We start from the raw sequence: 25,975 nt of genomic DNA, 5'->3' as shown, positions 1-25,975 counted from the left end.
TTCTAGCCGAAAAGATTCCTATTAAACCTGAAGTGCAGGTATTTGAACTAGAAGACGCTAATAAAGCGATTCTAGAAATAAAACAAGGGGAAATCAGAGGCGCAAAGGTGTTGCGAGTTTCATAGAAGGTAAAAACTCGTAATGTTAGATGCAGACCATACCTTCGACAATTTTGTCGGACCCAATAAAATTTCTCAAGCCATAAAAGAAACTCTCGATTGGTTAGATATGTATTTGAAATAATAAATTAAACATCTATCAAAAAACGCCCTAAGAAGGGCGTTTTTTGATAGATTTAATCATATTATTGATACAACACACAAATAGAAAGGGGTTCAACTTCAACTTTGTTCTTAACTACTCTTAATACGTCTGTTCCTGCGGTATTTTTATCTACAACGACATTCCAATTGCCTTTTGGAAGTTCGATTGTTACAGCTTTTTCTGGTTCACCATTATATATTACAACTATATTTTTCCAACTATCGTTGTTTGCATTATCTTTTATCGTAAAGGCTATTGTTTTTGTAAATTCTCTAGATAGTTCAAAAAATTCTAGATGTTTCTTAATATCAGCAGCATTTGTCATTCTGAAGGCAGGATGCTCTTTTCTTAACTTGATCATTCCTTGATAGTATTCGAATACATAATAAAACTCGCTTTTTCTATTCCAGTCTATAACGTTGGGACCTTGAACGTTGTACGGATTGTCGTGCCCGTTTTTAGTCCTTGCAAAATCTACTCCACCATGTAAAAAGGATACACCTTGCATGGTAAGGATCATTGCATTTGAGAATTTTTGAGAGCTCTTTAATGTTTCTAGAGTTTTTTCATCTATTTTTTGCTCCCATGGCCTTACTCCTAAAGCTAATGCGTTTTTGTCCCAAAGAGTGTGATTGTCATGGTTAGAAACATAGTTAATGGTTTCTTGTGGATCTTGAGTCCAAGATTTTATTTTACTGCTGTATTCTATTGAACCCACTATGCCTCTTTCCAATTTAGTTTTTTGCCCCGTTGCTCCTAAACCGAATCCTTTGACTTTTGCATCAAAAACACTTCCTCTAATTGCGTCTCTCACATCATCATTGAAAACGGCTATTTCTAATCCTTTTTGATCACCTTTCCCAAATAGTATCGGTCCTCCACCAGTCCAAGGTTCCCCATATAATACTATTTCGGGTAGTATTGCATGCAACTCTTGTGATATTGCCTTAACAGTTTCTTTATCGAACAATCCTAGTAAATCAAACCTGTATCCATCAATATGGTATTCAGTAACCCAATATTTCACGCTATCTACTATATACTTTCTTACCATGAATCGTTCGGTTGCTATTTCGTTTCCACACCCTGATCCATTTGTGTATTTTCCTGATCCGTCTGTTCTGTAGTAAAAGTAAGGAACGGTTTGGTCAAATGGAGAACTTTTACCAACTTGATATGTGTGGTTGTAAACAACGTCCATTATTATACGTATCCCATTTTTATGGAGCGCTTGAACCATCTGTTTTACTTCATTTATTCTAACTAATGGATCAAAAGGATCAGTAGAATAAATACCCTCAGGAACATTGTACACATGAGGATCATATCCCCAACCATATTGCTCATCAAACTTTGTTTCATCTAGTGAACCTATGTCTTGAAATGGCATTACATGGACATGAGTAACTCCCAATTCCTTCAAATGTGCAAGCCCTGTTTTTACGCCAGTTGGAGATTGAGAATCTTCTATGGTTAAACCAAGATATTTCCCTCTGTATTCTTTTGGGATACCTGAACTTTCGTCTATTGTAAAATCTTTTACATGGATTTCATAGATTATTGCATCTTCAGGATTCGAAAATGGAGGTCTTACATCATTCTTCCATCCAGCAGGATCCGTATCTTTTAAATCAACTATAGCTGATTTGGTTGAATTAACAGCCAATGCAATTGAGTAAATATCTATTGTTCTTCTTGTTTCTCCGTAAGAAACAAACTCATACATGTAGTATTGTCCTTTTAAATTTCCTGAAACAGTTGCCTGCCATACACCATTTATGCTTTTTTGCATTGGAACTATTTTATATGGTTCTTCATCGTTATATTTTTCAAAGAGTAGTAAACTGGCTTGAGAAGAAACCGGCGACCAAACTTTAAACGTAGATTGAGTTGTGGTATATGTTAAACCAAGGTCATCTCCATAGTAATGAAAGACTTCGTCATCTAGAACATTTCTCAAAATTACATAACCATCGAACACGTAATCTTCTATTTCCACTTTAAACAATTTGTCAACATTTTCTGGTTTTATGGGATTTTGAAGTTTTATAGTAATTTTCGTGGTTAATGAAATATCGGTTGGATCAGTTTTATATACATCAGATACATCAAACTGGATAGTTTCTGAACCATCAACCATGTAGAAGTTCACTTTGCCTTTCCAATCTTTAGTATCAAAAGGGACCGTTAATTCTAATTTTACTTCGTCAAAAGAATCCATGATAGCTGCTAATACCCGTGGGCTTAAATCAACGGTTGAGGGATCTACATAGTAGTTTTCTATTCCAGATAGTACCCAAATTTCAGCAACACCACTCACAGGGATGGTAACAAATCTATCAACAGATATATCTTTGTCCCAACTATCTGTTCTTACAATAAATCCTAATTCTGTATATTTTTCATCAAAAGTGATTATTGCATATTTGCCAAAATTGTCTTCTCCTTCAAATAAATATCTGGCACCTTCTTTTGATACAGGTTTACTCGGCCAAATCCATAAATTCCAAGGATCATACTTTCCATCTGGTCTGTGGTAATGAACTATTAAAACGGTTTCTGCGCCAAAATCTTGTGCAGTTTTACCTTCTGATAGAGCTATGAATTCACTAACTTGTGCACTTTCAAAGCCTTTTGTCACTTGACTGTTATCAGCTGAAAAGCCAAAACATGGTATAACCATCAAAATGAGAATTATCAGAAAATACCGAAGTTTTTTCATAGTAGTTTCCTCCTTTTAACTTTAAATTTTGGTGATATTTTGAAAGAGCTGCCGCCCTGAACCAATCTATTTTTCATTAATGAAAAGGTTTCCATTATTTTCTAAAAAAAGAAAGACTTTATGTCTCTCTTTCTATTATTTTGCAAGTGAGCTTGTGCTGATCTACTTTTTCCCTTCCATTTAAAGAGCTAATAAACATTTTATACGCAATTTCTGCCATTTCACTTAGAGGTTGACGAATAGTAGTTAATCTAAATAACCTGCTAATAGGTAAATTATCTACAGATATTAGAGAGTACTCTTTTTTTGGAACCATTTTCATCTCTTCTAAATATTTTTTTACTCCGACACCTAACATATCACAGGTTGAAAAAATGGAAACGTAATTCTTTGGCTTTCTTTTGATCAACGATTGCATTGCTTTGTAGCCCCCCTCCCACATCAAGTCAGCATATACAACTTTTACTTTCTTGTTGTGTTTTTGCATAACTCTTAAAAAACCTTTATCCCTTTTTTCAAAAACAAAAGACGTAAATTCGTTGTCTAATTCTTTAAATGTTATTAAATAATAATTTGTTTTTTCAGGAGAATTTTTAAGTAAATATTCAGCTGCTGTTTCTCCAATTTTTTCGTTGTCTACATACACAGAATCAAATCTTTCATCAAACGAGTCTATGAGTATTATTTTTTTGGGAGGCGTTCTATTTTGGAAAATCTTTGTAACAGATAAAGAACAAATAAAAACTCCATCTGTTTGATATATCATATCCGTATTTTGTTTAATTTTCTGTAGAGCCACTTGATCTATCAAAGGGAAAACAATTAGTCTATAGTTATTACGTGAAAGCCTTTTTTCAAGAAGGGAATAGATAATTGAATAAAATTCGTTTCCCATATCAGGTATAACAAAGGATAACGATTCGATATTTTTAGACGAAAGAGTTCGAGCATGTATGTTTGGTGTATATCCAAGTTCTTCAATAACACTTAAAACCTTTTCTCTCGTTTTCTCGCTCACCTTGCCTGAATTGTTAATGACTCTAGAAACGGTTGCTATTCCTACATCGGCGAGCCTTGCAACATCTTTAATGGTAGGATTAGAATTTCTTGGCTTTTTTTGGCCTTTTTTCTCTATTTAAATCACCTCCTAGTAAAAAAGTGAGGAATTTTTCATTATTTTTTTTGCTTTTCAGTACCTGAAAGGGTGTGGGTAGAGGGCTCCGCCCTGAACCCGTATAAACCCAAAAGCATTTTTTTTAATCCCATTTTCCAGAGTCTCTAAAAAGTGAGGAATTTTTCATTATTTTTTTTGCTTTTCAGTACCTGAAAGGGTGTGGGTAGAGGGCTCCGCCCTGAACCCGTATAAACTCAAAACCTTATTTTATTAGGCATGCTCTATATTGTTATGTATATATCTTACCAGATAATCGAATTCCTCTGAAGGTATCAGATTAGGATAAGACATTATTTTAAGTGTAACAGGTTTTTTATTTCTTCCTAAGGGTGGTTGAACATAATGATGTTCATTCAGATGAAATCCAGCTTTTTTATAAAACTTGATCCTTCTTATTGTTGTTTCATCTTTTGGTGGTTCAACCTCTAATACCAATCTACCAGGAAATCTGCGTTTGACGTCTTTTAAGATTTTTGTCCCATAACCTTTTCCTCTAAATTCTTTCTTTATTGCTAGATGTTCTAAAAACACGATATCACCGAGAATCCACAAAGCAATAAAACCAACCATTTTTCCATTGTTATAATAAGGTATTATTTTATATTTATTATTAGTAAGCAATCTTCTTTGAGTCTGTTTATCGCGTTTTTCATCCACTGGAAAAGAGCTGTCGTAAATTGCCCAGAATTGTGAGAACTCTTCAGGAAACATGAATATTCCTCCTTTAGTTTTTACGTTAGTTTCAACATCTATAACCATTATACCATATACATATCTTGAGACTGTTAAAAAGGATCGTTTTGATGGCGTTTCACTAATATTTTGATTAATTAAAAAAGAAAGCGTTTCCTCTTATTAACTTAACTTTATTTTATCTAATTTGTACCAGTAAAACCTAGCGTAATTACTCGGAATTATGCAAAAATATAACTATTTATAACTAATTAAGAACAAATAACTTGTTTTTTTGCGTTTTTGAATATTTTTAAAAATCATTTGCATATTATATATCCTTATGATATAATAATAAGGAAAAAACTGACTTATATGATTAATAGAAGCTTCATAACTAAAAGGAGGGTGAGTATGACTTTTCTCTCAGTTGTTGTTATAATAGTTCATATAATCTTAGCTATAGGGGTTATTTTTTTTGCCTTACAAAAAATGCGTGAGAATAGTGAACGTGGTGGTGCCTTCGGAGGAGGTACAGGGGCTGTTTTTGGAAGAGAAAAAGGACTTGACAAAACTTCTAAAATTGCTTTAACATTCGGAATTCTGTTCATGTTTAGTTGCTTTTTAGTCACATGGATAGTGGCTTAGGGAGGGTGAAATTTGAATTTAAAAGACCAACTTGAAGTCATTAAAAAAGATACGGTAGATTTTATCACCGAAGAAGAATTTTTGGATAAATTAAAAAGAAAAAAACAGTTGAAGGTAAAACTCGGTGTAGATCCATCCAGACCCGATCTGCATTTGGGACATGCTGTAGTTCTAAGAAAATTGAGGCAATTTCAAAAGTTTGGCCATATTGTTTATTTAATTATTGGGGACTTCACTGCTAGGATCGGTGATCCTTCTGGAAGGTCGAAGACCAGACCGCTTCTTTCAGAGGAAGAGGTAAAAGAAAATTCAAAGACTTATGTTGAGCAAGCATTCAAAATCTTAGACCCTCAACAAACCATAATCAGGTTCAACAGTGAATGGCTTTCAAAACTTACCTTTGAAGATATCATTAACTTAACATCTAGATACACTGTAGCCAGAATGCTTGAAAGAGATGATTTTAAAAACCGTTTAACAGAAAACGAACCAATAAGTATCTCTGAATTCCTATATCCAATTGCACAGGCTTATGATTCTATAGTTATTGAAGCAGACGTTGAGATGGGTGGAACTGACCAATTATTCAATCTTTTAGTAGGAAGAAAACTTCAAGAAGAGTTTGGTCAAGAACCACAAATAGTTATCACTATGCCTCTGATAGAAGGTACAGATGGAAATCTGAAGATGAGTAAAAGTTATAACAACTATATTGCTTTTAATGATGCTCCTGATGATATTTTTGGAAAAGTTATGTCTATTCCAGATCATCTAATAATTAAATATATGAAATATTTAACCGATATACCTATAGACAAAATAGAAGAATACGAAGAAAAAATGAATAAAGATGAAATCAATCCAAGAGATGTTAAAATGATATTAGCTGAAGAAATAGTAAAAATGTTGTATAATGAAGAAGAAGCAAAAAAAGCAAAAGATAATTTTGTCGCTATTTTTCAAAAAAAAGACATGCCCGATGATCTTCCTGAAATATTAGTCCAAGAGAACGAAACAATATTAGATATAGTTGCCAAAACAAATGTATTTGATAGTAACAGTGAAATAAAACGCGCTATTAGTCAAGGTGCAATTCGGATAAACGATGAAAAGATAGATGATTTTAAATTTGTTCCTAACTTTGAAGACGGAGACGTTTTAAGAGTAGGTAAAAAGAATTATTTTAGATTAAAAAAAGTTAAATAACCTTTGCAAAATTTAATTGAATATAGTATAATATTATATAGGTTGATAAAAGAGCTTTTAAGCGGCGAATCTGTATAATTTTAATACTAAATAAAGTTTTTAAATCAAACAGTCAAAAATTCAGAAAAGGGGGTAAGGAAAGTGAAAAAGGGTTTGGTGTTTTTAACACTTCTTGTGTTTGTAGTTTCAGCGTTTTCTTTGGGGTTCACTGATGTGGGCTTAGATAATTGGGCATATGACTACGTAATGAAACTGGTAGAAAAAGGCGTTATACCTGTTGATCAACCAACCTTCAAGGGTTATGAGCCTTTAACAAGGTCCGATGCAGCTGTATGGATGTCAAGATTAATTACCTATCTTGAGAATTCTCCTGAAATTGCAAAAACAAAAGACCTTGAGTATTTAGAATCTAAGGTAACCGATTTAAGCAAAAAAATGTCCGCTTTAGAATCTTCATTATTGACAGTTGAACAAGCAGATGCAACAGCAGTTGTAAGTCAGGATGTTGCACAATTACAAGCAAAAGTATCTCAACTTGAATCTAAGTTATCTCAAACAGAAAGTTCCTTGAAAACTCTTAACAAAACTGTAGAACAAGATAGTATGATAGTTAAAGGGCTTCCTGTTTTATCAAGAAAGGTTTATGATCTTGAAGAAAAAGTCAATTCTTTAGAAGAATTTCAATCAACTATGACTAGAAACCATTTAAATCTAAAGTACGAAACTTATGATAAGATTGATAATCTTTCAAACCAAGTTTCGGATCTTGAAACATCCTTTGAAGATTTCAAAACAACCATGACCAAGAATTTTTTGAACCTCAAGTATGACACATATGACAAGATTGATAATCTTTCAAACCAGGTTTCTGCACATGATGAAAAGCTTGCAACATTAGAATCTGAAGTTGCGAACGTAAAAACTTTAGCAGAAGAAAATGCAATGTTCGTGAAAGCATTACCAAGTTTATCTATGAAAGTGTCTAACAATGAAGCTAAGATAGAAGAAGTAAGCAGAGAACTAGAAGTTCAAAAAGAAGAAATTGCTAAGGCACAAGATCACAGACTATTGTGGTTAACAGCTGTAACAGGAGTGGGTTTAGGAATTATAGCTATTTGTTTAAATCAAGGTATAATTAACTAAACAAAGTTTTTAGAAATATGATTTTATGTATTGACAGGAAGTTTGAATATTTGATATAATAGCTTAGGATTTTTTAAATACTAACACAAAATTACAAGTAGAAGGGGGTTTTTAGGATGAAAAAGTTTGTTGTTTCTCTTTTAGTAATTCTTAGTGCGCTTGCACTATTTGCTGTAACTGTTACACCTGTTTTAGATGTAAGTGGAGAATTTGGTTTTGAGTTACTATTAGACGAAAGTGCTTTGGACATCAACGGAAAACTTGATGTTGATTTCAGTTTATCAATTCCTGTGGAGGCAGGTCCAGGGAGTTTTTCCGTTGGTTTTAAGTTACAACCAGAAGTTGAAGTAGGAAAGTCTGGAGATTATGATTCAACTAAACCAGAGGATCACACTCATCCTGCTTCATTCACTCTGAAAGACGTTTTAGACTATATAGAGTATAAAGAAGATGCATGGCTATTAAGATACGAACCAAGAGCTATCAAGTTAAGTGACTACACAATCAACCAGTTCACAAGTGCTACTGGAGCTTTAAAGCTTGGATTAACGAAATATAACCTTTCTTTTGAATTAGCTGATTTAGCCGCTGGCGAAGTAACTCCACATAAGGATGGTAAATTGTCTCTTCCAGAGAACTGGATTTTGGGTCTAAAGTATGATTTAGATATTGGAGAAGAACTAAAAGGATTTGCAGCAACTGCCTTCAAATTCGAAGATAAAGAAAATAATCGCTTTTCTCTTCAGGGAAAATTAACAAAATCGCCGTTGCCTGGTGAAGAGACAGTAGACTTGGTTTTTGCTCTTTTAAATGCTGGGGTAGATTCTAAAAATGCCTACAGAGTATATGTTGATTATGCATATCCTGTAACAGTAGATGGCATTAAATTAAAACCTCATGCATATTTCAAAGCTCAAGAAGGTTTACCAGAAGTATTTAAGCCAGAATCTGATGCAGATGTAAGAAAGGTCATCGATTGGCCTGATGCCAGAAAGATCGGAGCAGGTTTTGACCTAGAAGCAAATCCTGCACCATTTAAAATTGGAATAACTGATACATTCACAATTGATTTCTTAGATATGAAAGATCTTAAATATTCATTAAACTTAAAACCATCTTTTGAATATGCTGTCACCGATTTCAAAGTGGGTGTAGGCGTTCCGATGAACTTCACTTTTGGAACCCCACTAAAATATACAATCACTCCAAACCTTTATACAGTACTTGGTATAGATAACTTAGAAGTTGCTGGAAATCTTTACTATTTCCTTGCAGATGTTAAACCCGATAATCAGTTAGCATACATGGCAGACGTTACCTACACATACAATGTTCTCCAAAGTGGTCTCCATTTAGGTAATGAAGCTAGAGATCCTCGTGGTAACATTGTTGGTGCAAATGATTTAAAAGCTCTTCACTGGTACCTATTCTTAAAAGCTTCAGTAAAATTTTAATTAATGTCTAACAATAAAACCTCTATAGAAGACCTTCTATAGAGGTTTTTCATTTTGTCTTTTATTATTTATTTTTATAAGCAAAAGAAGAAGCTGGCGAAAATTGCCAGCTTCTATTTATTATCTATTTATAATGTCTATTGTTTTCTCATTTAATATAAAGCACATCAATACCTAATTGCTCTAATTTTTCTTGGATATTTTCATATCCTCTAAAAATATGGTCTACATTTGTTATAATTGTTTCACCTTCAGCCACAAGACCGGCTATTAAAAGTGCAGCTGCCGCTCTTAAGTCTGTTGCTTCAACCGGTGCTCCTGTAAGCTTGTTAACCCCTTCAATTATAGCTGTGTTATCTTCAACCCTAATCTTTGCTCCCATTCTATTTAATTCATCTATATGGTAAAACCTGCTTTTAAAAACCGTTTCAGTTATTGTAGATCTACCAGGAACTAATGATAACAAGGTAGTAATTTGTGGTTGTAAATCTGTAGGAAATCCAGGATATGGTGAAGTTTCCATGCTAATACTTTTCAAAGTTTGTAATGGTACTGCTCCTACTTTAACCTCTCTCTTCTTTTTATTGTAATTAATTGGGCAACCAACTTTTTCGAATATTGAAAACAAAGCGTCTAAATGTTCAGCAGTTACATTTTTTATAACGAGGTTCTCTCCAATTAAAATGCCCATTATTATAAACGTCCCGGCTTCTATTCTATCGGGAATTATGGTGTAATTTACACCACTTAGCTTATCCACACCTTCAATCTTTAAAATAGAAGTTCCTATGCCTGAAATTTTTGCTCCCATCTTATTCAAAAAATTAACTAAATCTGTAACCTCTGGCTCAATAGCACAATTAGTAATGGTAGTTTCCACACCCTTTATCAAACATGCTGTTGTTAAAATATGTTCAGTAGCACCAACACTGGGGAAAGGTAAGGTAACATTGATCTCTTTATTTGGTTTACTCACTCTACTCATCACAAAACCATGCTCAACTGTACTTTCTATACCTAATTTTTTCAACCCTTCTAGATGAAAATCCACCGGTCTTGCTCCGATAGAACAGCCCCCTGGTAGTGCAACTTTTGCATAGCCATTTCTAATAGTTAACGGGCCATACACATTGAAAGAAGCTCTCATTTTTCTAACAGGTTCATAAGGAATTTCAGAGTTAATTCTTCCGGTACTTTTAATTATTAATTGATCGTCGTACCTTTCAATTTCTTTTCCAGCACTTTCTAGTATTTCTGTCATAGTTTTTACATCGGCTAAATCTGGAACATTATGTAACACAACTTCATCATCGGTAAGTAAAGACGCTCCCATAATAGGAAGCACCGCATTTTTTGAACCAGAAACTATTACCTCTCCTCTAGCCTTTTGCGGACCTTTAACTATCATCTTTCCAGAAGTGTCTAATCCTATACTTTTCAATTTAAACCCCCCTAATTAATTATAAAGAATCGCTCACCAGTTTTTATTTCCTGTTGGTAATAGTTCACCTTCGAAAACTTTCTTTGCATCTTCTTCTACACTTTTCGAGAAATATGTAACTGCTTTTTTGTCTGTATAATTGATTTCCTTGTATAACAAATTTAATCCTTCGTTCCTATAACCTGATAAGACAATACTACTCTTATACAATTGCTGAATTATTTCTTCTAGATTTTCACTTCCATAAGTCCAAGGAATCTTGAAGATGTTATCGTTGGTAAACTTTAAACAATCACCATTAAAAAATAAATCCACTTTCTTTAGTTCGGATGAGTATGAATAAAAAGATCCAACTTTTTGAAGCAAAGAATCAGTGATGTTTTTATTATCATCAGATGTAACTATTACAACAGGCACAACACCACTTGTTTCAAAGCCTCTTATCATACGGTACATAACTTCTGCCACGAGATAAGGGGAATTCCCTATGTAATGTGTAGGATCATCTTTTACGTTTTTATCTAGAAGTTTTAAGTTGCCAAATATTACAATATCAACTCCCAGACTTTTTAAGTAGTAACCAATTTCTCTAGCGAAATCTTGAATTAGATTATAGTTCCTAGTAGCTCCTAAAGCAAGATAGCAAAGCTCAGAATCGATTTCCTCTAAATCTAGCAAATATGCAATAAAATCATTTTCATCTGATTCTAAATTTTGTAGATCATTTAAGTTAAGAAAAAAAAATCCTATATTTAGTTCGTCTTTGTTAATTATATCGTATACAGTTGCAAAAGTAAAGCTAAAAATTAACATTATTACCGTCATCGCATAAAATTTTTTCAAGGGCATATGCAACACCATCCTCATCATTACTTGGTATAACATAACTTGCAGCTTCTTTTACTTCTTTTTCGGCGTTCCCCATTGCAAAGCTATTCTTTGATATCCTTAACATATCTATATCGTTTTGCGAGTCACCAAAAACATAGGCTTCTTCTACATTAAAATTATATATTTCGGCTAATATTTTTAATGCTTCCCCTTTTGATACACCAAATGGCATAAAATCTAGATAAGAACTGAATGATTTCATAATATTTATCCTTCCTTCAAACTTTTTTTCAGCAAAACTTTGAATCTCATCGAGTCTATCAGGTTCACATATTGCTAAAATCTTTAAGGTAGGATGTTCTGAGCTTTTTATGGTTTCTACTAAATCGTCTACCAATTTATATTCCACAAAAGCATGTTTCGAATAATCTCTGATTTCTTGATCATCCACCTCAGATATCAATTCATCATTGATGTAAATATGACGATGCACATTTAACTGTCGTAAAAATTCTACACATTCAATGGCGACTTCTTTTTCTAAACCTTTCTCAAATATTAGTTCACCTTTGTTGTTAACAATATATCCACCATTGTAAGCTACAATATACGCATAACCCTTTAAAAATGGAAGAAAATTATTAATAATGTACAACATGGATGCATACATACGACCACTACATAAAATTATAGTATGACCCTGTTCTTTAAGTATTTTTAATGCCTCAAATGTTCTTGGACCAACTCTAACTTCAGAGTTCAATAATGTTCCATCGAAATCGAAAACAAAAACTTTATGAGAAGAGTTTAAATGATAGTCCATTTTGTAGATGTTTGATGTCCTCCTTTAAATAATGTTTGGTTTTTTATGTCAAAGTTAATTTTAATAATTTACCAAAGGATGATTTTAAGTTGTAGAAACGGGCTACATGCACGACTCCTGTTTTTAAAAAAACTAAATTTTACGTTTTGAAAATTAAATTATACAAACTTGCAAATCGTGATTAAATCTTGACAGCACCTATATATCTCGTCTCTACAAATGAAATTCAATATGCTTTAATATTGTGTTTTTACCTTTATATTTTATCATATTAGTCATGAAAAATTTATTAATAAGTGGATTTTTCGAAGTTTCTTTCTTGCTTAATTGTTTTAAAACAAAAATTTGTTATCATTAATAAGAGTTTTAAATTTTAATTTACTAGTAAGGATTTTTTAATCTTTTAGCTATGATTACTTTGAGCATTTCTAATCAGATTACAGATGATTTATATAGGTTTATCTTTCTTATGTCAATAATAAATATGCTTTTTTGGCTTTAGCACTTTATATGTACTCTAGGTAAATTTGAACCTCTCTGTTGCAGAAACACCCAACTGGGGTGTTTAAATAAGCGAGACGATCATATACAATCCAAAAATGATTTCTGTGGGGACTGGGCGTTAACACTTCCACAGCACCGCTATTCTATCAGCTTTAAAACAAAATAACGAATAATTTTTATGATTGGGGGCAGACAAAATGGATTTTATCAAAAATGAAAACAAATACATTTTAAGATTAGACAAGGGAGAAGAAATCGTTTCAACCCTTGCTGATTTTTGTAAGGAAAACTCTATTACTCTTGGAAAAATTACTGGCTTAGGTTCGACAAATAAGGTAAAAATAGGACTTTTTAATACCCATACTAAAAGATATTCGTCAAAAGAGTTCACCGGAGATTTTGAGATAGTTAATCTCACAGGCAACATTTCTACTATGAACAAGGAACCTTATTTACATATTCATGCAACAATTTCAGATTCAAACTTAGATGCCTTTGGTGGCCATTTAAATTATGCTATAATTAGTGGAACTGCAGAAATTATTATAGAAAGTCTGCCTGGATATGTCGATAGGGAATTTAGTGAAGAAATTGGACTAAATCTTTTTAAATTTATTAAAGAATAATCCAAATGCACCTTGTAAATATATATCTTAGTTCGATAATTTTATTGAAACATCGATTCTGGCTGGAGAATCGACTAACTTGGGCTTCTAAATCAGTGAACCATCCAGGTTTTGCATGTAAAACCTAATCAAAAGCACGAAAAGCGCAGATTGTAAGTTTCCTCAGTTAAAAATAAACGTTACAAAATGTGATGTTTATCGGATTATAGTGAAGCTGTCCCATATTTTTTTATAAAAATATATTTTACACAACAATAATAAAATTAGTAAAAGGAGCGTTAAACTTGAATTTTATTGATACTCATTGCCATTTATTATTCTCAAATTATGATGACGATAGAGAAGAAGTTTTAAAAAAAGTTAATAAAGAACTTGATCTTTTTATTGAAATAGGAGGAGATTTAGATAATTCAAAAAAGGTTGTTGAATTTGTTAAAAATCAGCCTAAAGCTTTTGGAAGTGTGGGTATTCATCCATCTGATAGCGAAGGCGTTGATAATAAAGATTTAGAAGAATTAGAAAAATTAGCCCAAAGTGAAAAAATAGTGGCTGTAGGAGAAACAGGTTTGGATTTTTACTGGGAAACAAATAAACAAACTCAGTACAAAATTTTTGATGCACAAGTTTCTATAGCAAAGAAACTTAATAAACCAATTGTTTTACATATAAGGGACGCTTACAATGAAGCTTATGAATTTTTAAAGAAAAGCAATTTGCCAAGTAAATTAGGTGTTGTACACTGTTTTTCTGATACATGGGAAACTGCCAAAAAATTTCTTGATCTTGGCTTTTATATAGGTATAGATGGCCCAATTACCTATTCCAAAAACTCAGAACTAAGAAAAGTTGTTCAACAAGCACCCTTAGACCGGATTTTACCCGAAACAGATTCACCTTTTTTACCGCCTGTTCCTTTTAGAGGGAAAAGAAACATGCCTGTTTATGTAAAATACATTTACGAAAAGATTGCAGAAATAAAGAATATTGATATAGAAGAACTTAAAAAACAAATGTATTTCAATGCTCGTACTTTATTTTTTTAAGTTTCAATGAATCTGTCTCCTATAGCTAATTTTCTGCCATTAATCGCATCTATAGTAGAAATCTTTCGTTTGTTTGGAAACTGAATTTCTTTTATTTTTACTACTCCATTTTCACATTTAACATATATTCCCGTATCATTCTTATCAAAAATAGTCCCATTTTTATATGGGACTTCTTTTTTTGTTGTATAATCTCTAACTAATTCAGAACCAAATAATTTTACTATCTCTGAGTTAATTTCACAAGAAACTCCTGAAATTGGATCATATGCCCTTATTTTATTATGAACCCTTATCGCGTCCCAATTGAAATCAACCTTTAAATCTTGAGGTGTTATCTTTTCTGCATAAGTAGCCAAACTATCGTCTTGTGGAACTAAAGTAAGGCTATCAAACTTTTCAAGAAACTCTAAAACTGCCTCTTTGGCAAGCTCTAAGAGTTTATTGTAAACTATACCAAAGTTATCGTTTATATCAATAGGAATAGCCTTTTGAATCGCTATATCACCTGCATCAAGTTTTTCAACCATTTTATAAATAGTTATTCCTGTTTCGTTTTCTCCATTCTCGATCGCCCTTTGAATAGGTGCTGCACCCCTATACTTTGGAAGAAGTGAGGCATGAACATTCCAGCAACCTTTTTCTGGATATTCCAACACATTTTTTCTAAGTATTTTCCCAAAGGCGGCAGTTATTATTATATTAGGATTCAATTTAACCAAAGTTTCAAAACCTTCAGCTTTACTAACTGATTTGGGTTGAAACACAGGAATTCCATATTGAAGTGCAACTGATTTTACATAAGTAGGTTCAACCTTTCTTCCTCTACCTTTAGGTCTATCAGGCTGAGAAAACACTCCAACAACATTGTAACCATTTTTGATTAATTCTTCTAAAACAACACCACCAAATTCTGGTGTACCCATAAATACTATTTTGAAATCATCTTTTTTTGTCATATCTTAATCTCATCACCTAACTTTTTTAGTTCTTTAGCCCGTAGTTTGCCTTTTTCAGATAATTTAGCTAAATCTTTTTTTATTAAAGCCTTTCTTAAAGTTGAAATCTTATCAACAAAAAGTATCCCTTCAAGATGGTCAAACTCATGCTGAAAAATCCTTGCTTGATAGCTGTGAAGCTCCTCTTCTATAACATTTCCGTTTATATCTTGATATCTAACCCGAACTCCCTCAGGCCTTAATACATCTTCAAAGATGTCTGGTATACTCAAACAACCTTCTTCTTCTGTAACTTCTTCCCCTAAATACTCAAGTATTTCAGGGTTTATAACAACCTTTTTGCCTTTGTCGTTTTCTTCTCTTGAATCCATTACAAATATTCTTAACGAAACACCTACTTGAGGAGCAGCTAACCCCACTCCTTCGTATAGGTACATTGTAGAGAACATTTCCTCTACAAACTTTTTTAGTTTATCATCAAATTCTTTGACACTCTGTGCCTTTTTTCTAAGCACAGGGTCCCCAATGATTCTAACCTCCATTTTTATTCCTCCAGTAATCTTTTCAATTCCTCAATAAAATCAAATTTTGTCATAAATACACTTAATGGTGTGACTGAAACATATCCATGCTTAACAACATTATAATCAGACTCTGGATCTGGATCATCCTCTATAATATTTCCAAGCATCCAATAATATGAGTTACCGTATGGGTCTTTTCTTTCTTCAAAATAATCCTGATATCTTCTGCTGCTCTGCTTTGTAACTTTCATCCCTTTAATCTCATAATATGAATTTGGCGGCACATTAACATTTAAAGTAGTGAATTTAGGCCATTTTTCAAAATCAAGTCTTTCTATTATATCCATCACAACTTTGGCACCATCTTCATAGTTAGGTTCAGAGTACTTAACGCATGATACTGCTATTGATGGATAACCATTCAATGCAGCTTCTAGGGCTGCAGATACTGTTCCAGAATATAATACATCTGTTCCTAAATTCGCCCCTCTATTAATTCCAGAAACTATAAGATCAAATTTTATATCTTTATATATTGCGTCTAACCCTATTTTAACACAATCGGCAGGAGTTCCATTCACGGCATGACCAAAAAATACCTGTCCGAACTTTACCTCCTTTGCCCATAATGGGTTTCTAACTGTAATAGCGTGTCCAGTAGAACTTCTCTCTACATCAGGAGCAACTACATACACGTTATGTTTTTGTTGTAAATACTCTTTTAGTGTAATAATACCCGGAGACATAATACCATCATCATTAGAAAGCAGAATGTTCATCAAACACCTCCAAAACCACAAAAAAAATATTGCAACAAATAAATTATTAAAAATCAACTGCGTAAATATTTTAATATTTATCTTGTACCTTTAATTTTAACATTATTTTTTTATTATCAATTTAAAATATGATTAATTTTATCTTATAATCAAAATTTGGTATAATAGAGGGTAGAGAGTTTTTGACTTCATATAAAAATAATTTTTAAAAATAGACTATAAAAAGCGAAAATTCTAGATAGAAGTGCAACTTGCATGTTTAAACCCTAATTTTAAGCTATAAAGACTATATACAGGTTTCCAAAATAGAAAGACGTTGTTTTTTATAGAACCATTTTTACAATTATGGATTTTAAAAGGAGAAGATCTCTTTTGAAAGTACTTGGACTTGTAGTTGAATACAATCCTTACCATAATGGGCACTTATATCACTTGAATACTGCTAAGTCGCTTGTGAATCCTGATTATGTTGTTGCTGTGATGAGTGGTAATTTCGTTCAGAGAGGGGAACCAGCGATAATTGATAAATTTTCTCGAACAGAAGTGGCTGTTAAGATGGGCGTCGATATCGTCTTTGAGTTACCTTTTGTCTATGCTATTCAAGATGCCAGTGGTTTCGCAAATGGTGCTGTTGGTATTCTAGAAAGAACCAGTGTTGTTAGTGATTTAGTTTTTGGAAGTGAGTCTGCAGATATCGAAAGCTTATCTCAAATTTCTGATATATTAGTTAATCAACCCAAAGAGTACAAAAAGACTTTAAATAGATATTTAAAAGAAGGACTTTCTTTTCCAAACGCTAGAAAATACGCATTGAATGATTATTTTGCTCATATGAATGAAGAAAAGGAAATCATTGAGAAACTTGAAAAATCAAACGATATATTAGGACTTGAATATCTAAATGCCTTGAAGCTCTATGATTCAAAAATTAAACCGCAGGCTATAAAACGGGCAGGTGCAAGTTACAATGAAGAAAATTATACAGGAGAGATTTCTAGTGCAACTGCAATTAGAAAATTAATTGAAGAGGGAGATTTTGAAAAAGTAAGAGACGCTGTTCCCGATGTTTCTTATGACGTCTTAAAAAGAGAAATAGCATTAAAAAAAGGCCCTGTTTTCCTAGAAGACATGAGAGATATGATTTTAGCTAAAGTAAGAATGATGAATAGAAAAGACTTTTCGAAAATAGATGGGATTAAAGAAGGTTTGGATAGAAGATTTTTAGATTGTTCAAAAGTTAGTTCAACTATTAATCAACTCTTGATGTGTGTAAAAACAAAAAGATTTACCCTGACTCGCATAAAACGAACATTGTTGAAAATATTCTTTGACTTAACTGCAAGTGATGTACAATTATATAACAAATATGGTCCACAGTACTTAAGAGTTCTAGGTTTTTCTAAAAATGGCCAGAAACTTTTGGGCCAAATAAAAAAGGTTAGCAAATTCCCAATAATTACAACTCCTTCTAGGTATAAAAGGATTTATAACAAATTAAGTGATGAATCTTTATTAACTAATAAGAAATTTAACAGTATACCCGAAATATTTTTAAAACAAATAGAGTATGATTTTTTAGCTAGCAATATTTATTCTTTGCTTTACAAAGATAAAAAATATGCAATCTATGAACCAGATATGGTAACAAAGGTGTTCATCTATTAGAAATTTGTGTTTAAACCTGAAATTCTTGATATAGAAATGTGCAACCTGTTCGTTTCGCTGATTTAGACGCCTATTATAGTTCATCCCTACAAATGAAAAATTTGGCAAAAACCGATTTAAAAAGGATGACAGAGCGGCAGCCCTGGTTCACTCTCCTTTGATTCTAATTTGCATAGAGTTTGCAATTTTATGGAGGTAATCTAAAAATGCAAAAGATCCTCATCATTGACTTTGGTTCTCAATACACCCAACTTCTTGCAAAAAGGATAAGAGACATTGGAGTTTACTCTGAGGTAGTTCAATTTGATGATAAGATATCCTTTGACGATGTAAAGGGAATTATTCTATCTGGTGGTCCGGATAGTGTCTACGAAGAAGATGCACCAACCCTGCCTACATATATTCTAGAATACAACCTACCTATTTTAGGGATTTGCTATGGAATGCAACTTTTAGCAAAAAAATTTGGAGGTAAAGTTGAAACTAGAGAAGCTGGAGAATTTGGTAAAACAATAATAAAAATTACAGATTACTCTAAATTATTTGAAAATATAGATATAGATAAAGAGTTTATTGTATGGATGAGTCATAAAGACGTGGTTGTAGAAGCCCCCCTCGGTTTTAAAGTAACTACTAAAACAAATAATGGAATAATTGCTTCTTTTGAAAATGAGGAAAAGAAAATCTATGCATTACAATTTCATCCTGAAGTAAAACATACAACATTCGGTGAAACAATTCTAAAAAATTTTGTTATTAAAATATGCGAAGTTAACGAAACCTGGAAATTATCGGATTTTGTTAATGAAAAGATAAAACAAATACGAAACACTGTTGGAGATAAAAAGGCAATAATCGCATTATCTGGTGGTGTTGACTCTTCAGTTGCAGCTTTATTAACCTACAAAGCAATTGGAGAACATCTAAAGGCTATCTTTGTTAATCACGGTTTGTTAAGATTAAACGAGGCAAAAGAAGTTGAAAGCACGTTTAAAGAGTATTTTGGAATAAACTTGACTGTAATTGATGCTGAAGAACGATTTTTAACAAAATTAAAAGGCGTGACAGACCCTGAAATAAAGAGAAAGATCATCGGCGAAGAGTTTATAAGGGTATTTGAAGAAGAGGCTAGTAAAGAAACTGACTGTGAATTTCTTGTTCAAGGGACAATTTATTCTGATGTAATTGAAAGTGCTAAATCAGGTAAAAAAACAGCTAAAATAAAAAGTCATCATAACGTCGGAGGGCTTCCTGAAGATATGAATTTAAAACTGATAGAGCCACTTAGAGAATTATTTAAAGATGAAGTGAGAAGTGTTGGAGAAATATTAGGAATACCCAGAGAAATTCTGTATCGTCATCCTTTTCCAGGTCCAGGGCTTGCAATAAGAATAATAGGTGAAGTAACAAAAGAAAAATTAGAGATATTACGAAAAGTAGATGATATATTCATAAAAACACTAAAAGAAACAGGTTGGTATGAAAAAGTATGGCAAGCCTTTGCAGTTTTAACGCCGATAAGAACTGTTGGAGTTAGAGGAGATAGAAGAAATTACGGTTATTTAGTTTCATTGAGAGCGGTAGACAGTACTGAGGGAATGACAGCAGACTGGTCTAGAATCCCACATGACGTTTTAGATCTCTCGACTAGAAGAATTACAAATGAAGTTGAAGAAGTTTCAAGAGTTGTATATGATATAACTTCAAAACCCCCCGCTACTATTGAATGGGAATAAATAAAGTAAAATTCGGAGGTGTACTAATAGGTGGATATATATTTAGTTAGACATGGTATAACCGCTTGGAATAGAGAAGGAAAATGGCAAGGTCTAAAAGACATAGAATTAGACGAAGAGGGAATAACGCAAGCTCAGGCAGCAGCAGAAAGATTTAAAGAGATGGAAATAGACGGACTGTACTGTTCTCAACTCAAAAGAGCCATAAAAACAGCAGAAATAATAAACCAATATCATGGTTTACAAATAGAAAGATATGCAGACTTAAATGAATGTGATATTGGCCCTTGGGATGGCAAAACTTTAGATCAAATCCTTATAAACTACTCAGAAGAAGTAAAATATTGGCATAACGATATATGGGCCATAATTGAAGGGGTAGAATCTTTGGGAGATTTACAGAGACGTGCTGTACGTGTTTTAAAAAGAATCACAAAAAAGCACAAACCAAATGATAAAATAATAATAGTAGCTCATGGACTTGCTATTAGAAGCATTATTTGCTGGATATTAAATGTTCCTTTGAACCAACATGGAACATATTTAATGGAGAATGCATCAGTTTCACATATTATCTATGATGGAAAATATAAATATACTATTTCTTCCTTGAATGAAACTTGGCATATAGAAAATTACACAATGAGGTTTTATACTACTTTGCAAGAAAAGGAGTTAGATTAAAATAGAACAAAGAGATATATTCAAAACATACATAGATGTCTACTTTTTACCATGTGAAAATATAAAAAACCATCAAATTTATATTCTAATTGATATACTTAGAGCTACCTCAACAATAGCAACACTGTTACATTGCGGCGCAGAAGAGGTAATGGTGTTAGAAAAAGTTGAAACAGCAAAAGAACTAGGAATGATTGGAGGATACATATTAGCTGGAGAAAGAGAAGCCCTAAAAATAGAAGGCTTTGATTATGGAAACTCTCCTGTTGAGTTTATCAAAAATGCTGACCAAATAAGAAAAAAAACTGTAGTGCTAACTACCACTAATGGAGCAAAAGCTATTCAAAAAGTTAATCAAAAAGGAGATGTTATAGCTCTTTCTCTACTTAATCTTGATCCTGTTTTTGACTTTATAACAAAAAAAGCCTATAAAGATATAGGTGTAATTTGTTCTGGTACAGACGGAAATGTGTCGTTAGAAGATTGTTTTGTAGCAGGAATTTTTGTAAAAAAGTTCCTTGAAGATGCTACTACAGCAGAAGATGTTGAGCTAAACGACGGTGCAAAGATTGCACTTAAATTATCGAACTATAAAAGAAACGAGATAAAAAATTCTTCACATGCAACTCGTCTAAAAAAACTAGGTTTTAAAGAAGATTTGGACTTCTGCTTTGAATTAAACATGTTCAATGTGGTACCTTTTGCTAAAAAAGGAAGCCAAGTTTTTAAACAGGCTTACTTATCTAATGTTTAAAACTCTTTTAGAATGGGTACTAAAAGGTGGGAAAATATGTCTTTAACAATAAAGAGTTGTTATGCCTTAAGAGGTCTCTATGAGCTGTACAAGTTACAAAACGAGCAAAATCAAAATAACGAGAAAAATTACATATCTATATTTAACATTTCAGAAAACACAGATATACCTAACGAATTTTTAGCTAAAATATTTTCTGAATTAAAAAGAGCGGGCATTGTAGACTCCGGAAGAGGAAAATTTGGAGGATTCACTTTAGCAAAAAATCCCGAGGAAGTAAAGTTGTCAGAAATAGTTGAGGCATTAGAAGTGCCTTTGAATTCTTATGATTGCGTTACAAAAGGAGAATGCGTAAATCAAGACACCTGCCCTGCCGATTTCGTTTGGAGAAGGGTACAAAAAGCTATTTTTGATGAATTATCAAAAATTACTCTAAAAGATATTATAGAATACGGAGAACGCAAAGGTAACGTTTCTCCTATTTAATTAAGAAAAACAACCTTACTTTTTTAGTCCGCTTATTATTGTATCATAGTGCATTTCAATGGAAAATAAAAGTTGACCTATATCTCGATTTTTGAGAGCATTTAATATGTTTCTATGATTTTCTAAAGTTTTCTTGTTATACGTATTTGTAAACAAATATTCCTTTTTCATTATCTTCCACACTCTATCTTGAATGAAACTTGTTAAGTTGTCTAATATATTTTCTATTATTGGATTTTGTGTGTAAGAAGCATATATCTTATGAAAGTAATAATCATGTTCTAATGCTCCGTTTAAGTCTTTTCCCTTTATTGCTTTTGCCAAATTTTGAACAATCTTTTCTAACTCTTCTATCAATTCATCATCCATATTTTTAAACACCAAAGCAGCTGACGCCTGTTCCAATATCTTTCTACTTTCTAATAAATGATCAACATCATAATCCAAATAATTTAAGTCAAAATACTCTTGTTTTGGATAATCTATTATATAGTTTCCGCTTCCTTGAATGCTTTCAACGACACCAATAGCTTTCAAATAACTTATGACTTCTCTTATAACAATTCGAGAAACGTTGTATTTTTCGGCAAGACTTCTTTCTGACGGAAGTTTATCGCCAATCTTAATCTTTGATTGTTCAATTTCTTTTAAGATCTCTTCTATAATCTCTCTACTCTTTGATTTTTTCTTTAAATCTCCATCTTTCATTATTTACCTCACAAAAAATCACACTAATTTTTTCTGTAATTCTAAAATTTCTTTCTCTAACTCCGGCGAAACGGGTATGCCCTTTCTTTTATCTTCTAAATATTTTATCAGTTTTTTATGATCTCGTGAAACCAATGGGTACCTAATAGCCACAATAATACCAAACGTCATCAAAATCAAAGGAACAAAAGAAATTATGAATCTCAAAGCAAACAAAAAAGAAGGTGGTTGCGTAAATTCAACCCCATCAACAGGGTTAATAAAACCTGCCAAACCCATAGAAAAAGTTACACCTGCAACAGCTAACCCAGACGCCACTTTCCTGATAAAAGTCATTAAGCCACTCAAGGTACCTTCTTCCCTCTTACCAAAAACCAGTTCTGCAACATCTGTAACATCTCCAAACATTGCATGAGGCATTACTGCAACTGCAGATATCCCTGCCCCTATTATAGCAGCCATCAACACTACTTGAAAAGTCCCTACATCAGGTGGTAGCGTAAACAATACAACTCCTGCAATACACCAAACTATTGCACCTATGATGTAAGAAATATTTTTAGAGGTTTTTTTAGCGATTGCTCCATATACAGGAATAAACAGAATTTCTGCTATAAAAAGTGTTCCTAAAGCGATAGGAAGCACAGCCTCATTACCCAAATAATATTTTGTATAATAAGCAAATACAGTAGATACAACATCAATAGCTAAATATGCAAAAAGATACATAAATATCAATAGCCTAAAACTTTTTATTTTAAAAGGTTCAAAAAATAATTCAAAAAAATTGAAGGATTTCTTTTCTTGCGAAAAATCTTCTCTTTCTTTAGTATATAAGAAAACTCCAATCCAGGGCAAAGAAAAAATAAGCCCAAAAACAATCGCCATTACTATATAACCGGTTTTTATATCATCAAAAGCATTAACAATCAACATAGGTAAAACGGCACAAACTAAGCCTGAACCAATAGAAAAAGCAAGTCTATATGAATTCAAAGAGGTTCTTTCATGATAATCTAACGTTAATTCAGCACCCAAAGCGGAATAGGGAGTCATAACCATAGTAAAAACAGTAGTAAAAATTAAATAAGCAACAAGTGCATAGACAAATTTTCCCACTTGAGTCGGAAAACTCACTGGATACCACAAGATAAAAAAAGAGATAAAAATTAAAAATGTTCCAGCTAAAAAGTACGGCCTTCTTCTTCCCCATTTAGTTCTTGTATTGTCAGATATAAGACCCATTAATGGATCTGTAACAGCATCCCATATCTTACCAATTAACAGGATTGGTGCAATATAATGCATCTTCAAACCAACTACATCTGTTAAAAAAATAGCATAGAAAAAATTGATAATATTAAAAGCACCGCCACCATAAATATCCCCTGAGGCGTAAAATAACTTGGTTTTTAAAGAAAGCTTTTCTTCATCCATATGATCCCCTCCTCTATAAACCTAAATAGTTGTAACTATAACATTTAAATCCAAATTAAATAATAAAAAGTTACAATCTTTTTAATTATACATTATTTTGTTATCCTTTTATTCCTCCACTCATCCCTTCTATTAAATATCTTTGAAACAGTAGCGTTATCACAAAGTTTGGTATTAACATTATCGTTCCAGCTGCTGCTAATTGACCCCATAGAGGCGCATATTGCCCCATAAATCCGTTTATTACAACAGGAGCAGTCTTTGCTTGTGAACTTGTTAATACCAAAGCATATAAAAACTCGTTCCAAGACATCATAAAAGTAAAAACTCCTGCAACAACAACACCAGGCGCTACGAGAGGTAAGAAAATCTTCCAAAAGATTTTCTTTTTATCGCAACCATCCACTAAAGCGGCTTCTTCATACTCTTTAGGAACATCAGAAAAAAACGGTAAAAGTACCCACACAACATAAGGGATATTAAAACTCATATGAGCGAAGATTAAGGCTGGTAAAGTATCGATTAAATTTATAAATCGAAACATCATAAACAAAGGTATAGCCAAAGAAATTTGTGGAATCATCCTAGATACGAGAAAAGAATATGCTACTGTTTCTCTGTATTTAAAATCAAATCTTGCAATGGCATAAGAGGCCATCGCCCCAACTATCAAAGATATAATTGTTGAAATTAAACCTACTAAAATGCTATTTTTTAAACCTAACCATACATCACTTCTTTGAAATATTTTTTTGTAACTTTGTAAAGTCGGTTTAAAACTAAATGGATTTCCAGACCAAATATCAATATCCCTTTTAAAACCATTTAAAACTATTATCAATATTGGAAATAATTCTACTATAAGAATTAAAATAGAAACGATTATTATAATAGCCTTTTTTATTTTCTTTCTTTTCAAAACAATCAACTCCTAAGCGCTTTCCATCATCATATTTTTTCTTACCAAAAAAATCGCTATAGTTAAACTTATGATTGTTAAAATAATACCCATAGCAGAAGCATAACCAATGTTAAAATATCTAAACGCCTGTTTATAAATATATAAAGAGAGCAGTGTAGTAGCATTTCCAGGCCCTCCTTCAGTCATTACAAACACTTCAGAAAAGATACGCAAAGCATCTATTAATCTTAGTAATATAGCTGTTGTAAAGGTTGGTTTTAGTAAGGGAAGTATAATTTTAAAAACTTTATCCCAAAATCCTGCCCCATCTAAATCTGCTGCTTCAATCAATGAAGGAGGAATATTTATTAGCCCTGAATACAAAAACATAAACATAAATGGCCACATCCTCCAAATATCTTGAATTATTACAGCTGCATACGCTGTAGTTGGTTTTGCAAGCCAAGTTGTTTGTGAAACACCAATTTTTGTCAACAAAAAACTAATAGCCCCATATTCTGGTTGTAACATTAACCGCCAAGTCAAACCCGACAAAACTGGTAAAACAAAAACTGGTAATAATAAAAGACTTCTAATAACTTTTACACCTTTGAACTCTCTATTTAAAAGCATAGCAACAAAAAAACCTATTACCGTTTCTATAGGTATGGCTATAAAAATGAAGCCTAATTGAAGAAATAGTGCATTCCAAAAAGATTTATCTTTAAAAATGTTTACAAAATTAGAAAATCCTATGAAACCTCTCGCTGATTCATCAATGAGGTCCCAAT

At 32.5% G+C, this 25,975-nt stretch carries 24 protein-coding genes; 11 read left to right on the top strand and 13 right to left on the bottom strand.

The window, feature by feature from the left end; translation table 11 throughout:
- Nucleotides 1-304 precede the first annotated feature (304 nt).
- The 3 genes from pulA to PKN74_RS05630 form a co-directional block, all read right to left on the bottom strand.
- The gene (gene pulA / locus PKN74_RS05640) at nt 305-2,986 is read right to left on the bottom strand and encodes a type I pullulanase (protein WP_472309437.1); all 2,682 of its coding nucleotides are present in this window, start codon (nt 2,984-2,986) and stop codon (nt 305-307) included.
- Between the two features lie 118 nt (nt 2,987-3,104).
- Nucleotides 3,105-4,076 carry a LacI family DNA-binding transcriptional regulator gene (locus tag PKN74_RS05635; RefSeq protein ID WP_472309445.1) on the bottom strand — a complete coding sequence of 324 codons (972 nt, stop codon included), beginning with the start codon at nt 4,074-4,076 and terminating at the stop codon, nt 3,105-3,107.
- A 294-nt stretch (nt 4,077-4,370) separates the two neighbouring features.
- Entirely contained in the window at nt 4,371-4,871 is a 501-nt protein-coding gene (locus PKN74_RS05630; RefSeq protein ID WP_472309435.1) for a GNAT family N-acetyltransferase, read from the bottom strand.
- Between the two features lie 375 nt (nt 4,872-5,246).
- Here PKN74_RS05630 and secG point away from each other — a divergent pair, with 375 nt between their 5' ends.
- The 4 genes from secG to PKN74_RS05610 all read left to right on the top strand — a co-directional run bounded on the left by secG (nt 5,247) and on the right by PKN74_RS05610 (nt 9,283).
- Nucleotides 5,247-5,480: a preprotein translocase subunit SecG gene (gene secG, locus PKN74_RS05625; protein WP_472309433.1), complete on the top strand. Its 234-nt coding sequence runs from the start codon at nt 5,247-5,249 to the stop codon at nt 5,478-5,480.
- A gap of 12 nt (nt 5,481-5,492) precedes the next feature.
- Entirely contained in the window at nt 5,493-6,686 is a 1,194-nt protein-coding gene (gene tyrS / locus PKN74_RS05620) for a tyrosine--tRNA ligase (protein ID WP_472309431.1), read from the top strand.
- A gap of 141 nt (nt 6,687-6,827) precedes the next feature.
- A complete protein-coding gene (locus PKN74_RS05615; protein WP_472309429.1) occupies nt 6,828-7,829 on the top strand; it encodes an S-layer homology domain-containing protein in 1,002 nt (333 codons plus the stop codon).
- A gap of 116 nt (nt 7,830-7,945) precedes the next feature.
- Entirely contained in the window at nt 7,946-9,283 is a 1,338-nt protein-coding gene (locus PKN74_RS05610) for a hypothetical protein (protein ID WP_472309427.1), read from the top strand.
- Between the two features lie 148 nt (nt 9,284-9,431).
- Here the strand turns inward: PKN74_RS05610 and murA are convergent, their stop codons facing one another.
- The 3 genes from murA to PKN74_RS05595 form a co-directional block, all read right to left on the bottom strand.
- Nucleotides 9,432-10,691 carry a UDP-N-acetylglucosamine 1-carboxyvinyltransferase gene (murA, locus tag PKN74_RS05605; RefSeq protein ID WP_472309443.1) on the bottom strand — a complete coding sequence of 420 codons (1,260 nt, stop codon included), beginning with the start codon at nt 10,689-10,691 and terminating at the stop codon, nt 9,432-9,434.
- 66 nt (nt 10,692-10,757) lie between these two features.
- Complete coding sequence (locus PKN74_RS05600) at nt 10,758-11,573, bottom strand: hypothetical protein (RefSeq protein ID WP_472309425.1); 816 nt, start codon at nt 11,571-11,573, stop codon at nt 10,758-10,760.
- On the bottom strand, nt 11,524-12,378 hold the full coding sequence (locus tag PKN74_RS05595) for a Cof-type HAD-IIB family hydrolase (protein ID WP_472309423.1): 855 nt from the start codon (nt 12,376-12,378) through the stop codon (nt 11,524-11,526). Before PKN74_RS05595 ends, PKN74_RS05600 begins: the two co-directional genes overlap by 50 nt.
- Before the next feature lie 701 nt (nt 12,379-13,079).
- On the opposite strand from PKN74_RS05595, the gene PKN74_RS05590 reads away from it, so the two are divergent.
- Together PKN74_RS05590 and PKN74_RS05585 are read left to right on the top strand one after the other, a co-directional pair.
- The gene (locus tag PKN74_RS05590; protein ID WP_472309421.1) at nt 13,080-13,508 is read left to right on the top strand and encodes a PPC domain-containing DNA-binding protein; all 429 of its coding nucleotides are present in this window, start codon (nt 13,080-13,082) and stop codon (nt 13,506-13,508) included.
- Nucleotides 13,509-13,792: 284 nt separating this feature from the next.
- Nucleotides 13,793-14,551, top strand: coding sequence for a TatD family hydrolase (locus PKN74_RS05585; RefSeq protein WP_472309419.1), 759 nt, complete (start codon nt 13,793-13,795; stop codon nt 14,549-14,551).
- Here PKN74_RS05585 and fmt read toward each other — a convergent pair.
- Genes fmt through surE form a run of 3 tightly spaced genes read right to left on the bottom strand, consistent with a single transcriptional unit; the run spans nt 14,548 to nt 16,813 of the window.
- Entirely contained in the window at nt 14,548-15,510 is a 963-nt protein-coding gene (gene fmt, locus PKN74_RS05580; protein ID WP_472309417.1) for a methionyl-tRNA formyltransferase, read from the bottom strand. The two genes, PKN74_RS05585 and fmt, sit on opposite strands and share 4 nt — an antisense overlap.
- Complete coding sequence (gene def, locus PKN74_RS05575; protein WP_472309415.1) at nt 15,507-16,052, bottom strand: peptide deformylase; 546 nt, start codon at nt 16,050-16,052, stop codon at nt 15,507-15,509. The genes fmt and def overlap by 4 nt, the downstream gene beginning before the upstream one ends.
- 2 nt (nt 16,053-16,054) lie before the next feature.
- Entirely contained in the window at nt 16,055-16,813 is a 759-nt protein-coding gene (surE, locus tag PKN74_RS05570; protein WP_472309441.1) for a 5'/3'-nucleotidase SurE, read from the bottom strand.
- Between the two features lie 372 nt (nt 16,814-17,185).
- Here surE and PKN74_RS05565 point away from each other — a divergent pair, with 372 nt between their 5' ends.
- The 5 genes from PKN74_RS05565 to PKN74_RS05545 all read left to right on the top strand — a co-directional run bounded on the left by PKN74_RS05565 (nt 17,186) and on the right by PKN74_RS05545 (nt 22,138).
- Complete coding sequence (locus tag PKN74_RS05565) at nt 17,186-18,478, top strand: nucleotidyltransferase (RefSeq protein ID WP_472309413.1); 1,293 nt, start codon at nt 17,186-17,188, stop codon at nt 18,476-18,478.
- A 206-nt stretch (nt 18,479-18,684) separates the two neighbouring features.
- A complete protein-coding gene (guaA, locus tag PKN74_RS05560) occupies nt 18,685-20,214 on the top strand; it encodes a glutamine-hydrolyzing GMP synthase (RefSeq protein WP_472309411.1) in 1,530 nt (509 codons plus the stop codon).
- Between the two features lie 30 nt (nt 20,215-20,244).
- Entirely contained in the window at nt 20,245-20,898 is a 654-nt protein-coding gene (locus PKN74_RS05555) for a histidine phosphatase family protein (protein WP_472309409.1), read from the top strand.
- Nucleotides 20,894-21,652: a 2-phosphosulfolactate phosphatase gene (locus PKN74_RS05550; RefSeq protein WP_472309439.1), complete on the top strand. Its 759-nt coding sequence runs from the start codon at nt 20,894-20,896 to the stop codon at nt 21,650-21,652. The genes PKN74_RS05555 and PKN74_RS05550 overlap by 5 nt, the downstream gene beginning before the upstream one ends.
- A 36-nt stretch (nt 21,653-21,688) precedes the next feature.
- The gene (locus tag PKN74_RS05545; RefSeq protein WP_472309407.1) at nt 21,689-22,138 is read left to right on the top strand and encodes an RrF2 family transcriptional regulator; all 450 of its coding nucleotides are present in this window, start codon (nt 21,689-21,691) and stop codon (nt 22,136-22,138) included.
- Nucleotides 22,139-22,153: 15 nt separating this feature from the next.
- Here PKN74_RS05545 and PKN74_RS05540 read toward each other — a convergent pair whose 3' ends face one another.
- The 4 genes from PKN74_RS05540 to PKN74_RS05525 all read right to left on the bottom strand — a co-directional run.
- Nucleotides 22,154-22,846, bottom strand: coding sequence for a FadR/GntR family transcriptional regulator (locus PKN74_RS05540; protein WP_472309405.1), 693 nt, complete (start codon nt 22,844-22,846; stop codon nt 22,154-22,156).
- 18 nt (nt 22,847-22,864) lie between these two features.
- Complete coding sequence (locus tag PKN74_RS05535; RefSeq protein ID WP_472309403.1) at nt 22,865-24,283, bottom strand: MFS transporter; 1,419 nt, start codon at nt 24,281-24,283, stop codon at nt 22,865-22,867.
- 100 nt (nt 24,284-24,383) lie between these two features.
- The gene (locus PKN74_RS05530) at nt 24,384-25,202 is read right to left on the bottom strand and encodes a carbohydrate ABC transporter permease (protein ID WP_472309401.1); all 819 of its coding nucleotides are present in this window, start codon (nt 25,200-25,202) and stop codon (nt 24,384-24,386) included.
- A gap of 12 nt (nt 25,203-25,214) precedes the next feature.
- The coding region (locus PKN74_RS05525; protein ID WP_472309399.1) for a carbohydrate ABC transporter permease at nt 25,215-25,975 on the bottom strand (761 nt) is incomplete at its 5' end.

The sequence above is a fragment of the Defluviitoga sp. genome, assembly GCF_035349255.1.
Taxonomy (GTDB): domain Bacteria; phylum Thermotogota; class Thermotogae; order Petrotogales; family Petrotogaceae; genus Defluviitoga.
This window is presented reverse-complemented; position numbering and strand designations above follow the sequence as displayed.

Excerpts from the sequence above, each read along its gene's own strand:
- pulA (WP_472309437.1), bottom strand. The coding sequence starts at position 2,986 with ATGAAAAAACTTCGGTATTTTCTGATAATTCTCATTTTGATGGTTATA.
- PKN74_RS05630 (WP_472309435.1), bottom strand. The coding sequence starts at position 4,871 with ATGTTTCCTGAAGAGTTCTCACAATTCTGGGCAATTTACGACAGCTCT.
- secG (WP_472309433.1), top strand. The coding sequence starts at position 5,247 with ATGACTTTTCTCTCAGTTGTTGTTATAATAGTTCATATAATCTTAGCT.
- PKN74_RS05610 (WP_472309427.1), top strand. The coding sequence starts at position 7,946 with ATGAAAAAGTTTGTTGTTTCTCTTTTAGTAATTCTTAGTGCGCTTGCA.
- murA (WP_472309443.1), bottom strand. The coding sequence starts at position 10,691 with ATGATAGTTAAAGGTCCGCAAAAGGCTAGAGGAGAGGTAATAGTTTCT.
- PKN74_RS05600 (WP_472309425.1), bottom strand. The coding sequence starts at position 11,573 with ATGCCCTTGAAAAAATTTTATGCGATGACGGTAATAATGTTAATTTTT.
- PKN74_RS05595 (WP_472309423.1), bottom strand. The coding sequence starts at position 12,378 with ATGGACTATCATTTAAACTCTTCTCATAAAGTTTTTGTTTTCGATTTC.
- PKN74_RS05590 (WP_472309421.1), top strand. The coding sequence starts at position 13,080 with ATGGATTTTATCAAAAATGAAAACAAATACATTTTAAGATTAGACAAG.
- fmt (WP_472309417.1), bottom strand. The coding sequence starts at position 15,510 with ATGACAAAAAAAGATGATTTCAAAATAGTATTTATGGGTACACCAGAA.
- def (WP_472309415.1), bottom strand. The coding sequence starts at position 16,052 with ATGGAGGTTAGAATCATTGGGGACCCTGTGCTTAGAAAAAAGGCACAG.
- surE (WP_472309441.1), bottom strand. The coding sequence starts at position 16,813 with ATGAACATTCTGCTTTCTAATGATGATGGTATTATGTCTCCGGGTATT.
- guaA (WP_472309411.1), top strand. The coding sequence starts at position 18,685 with ATGCAAAAGATCCTCATCATTGACTTTGGTTCTCAATACACCCAACTT.
- PKN74_RS05545 (WP_472309407.1), top strand. The coding sequence starts at position 21,689 with ATGTCTTTAACAATAAAGAGTTGTTATGCCTTAAGAGGTCTCTATGAG.
- PKN74_RS05540 (WP_472309405.1), bottom strand. The coding sequence starts at position 22,846 with ATGAAAGATGGAGATTTAAAGAAAAAATCAAAGAGTAGAGAGATTATA.
- PKN74_RS05535 (WP_472309403.1), bottom strand. The coding sequence starts at position 24,283 with ATGGATGAAGAAAAGCTTTCTTTAAAAACCAAGTTATTTTACGCCTCA.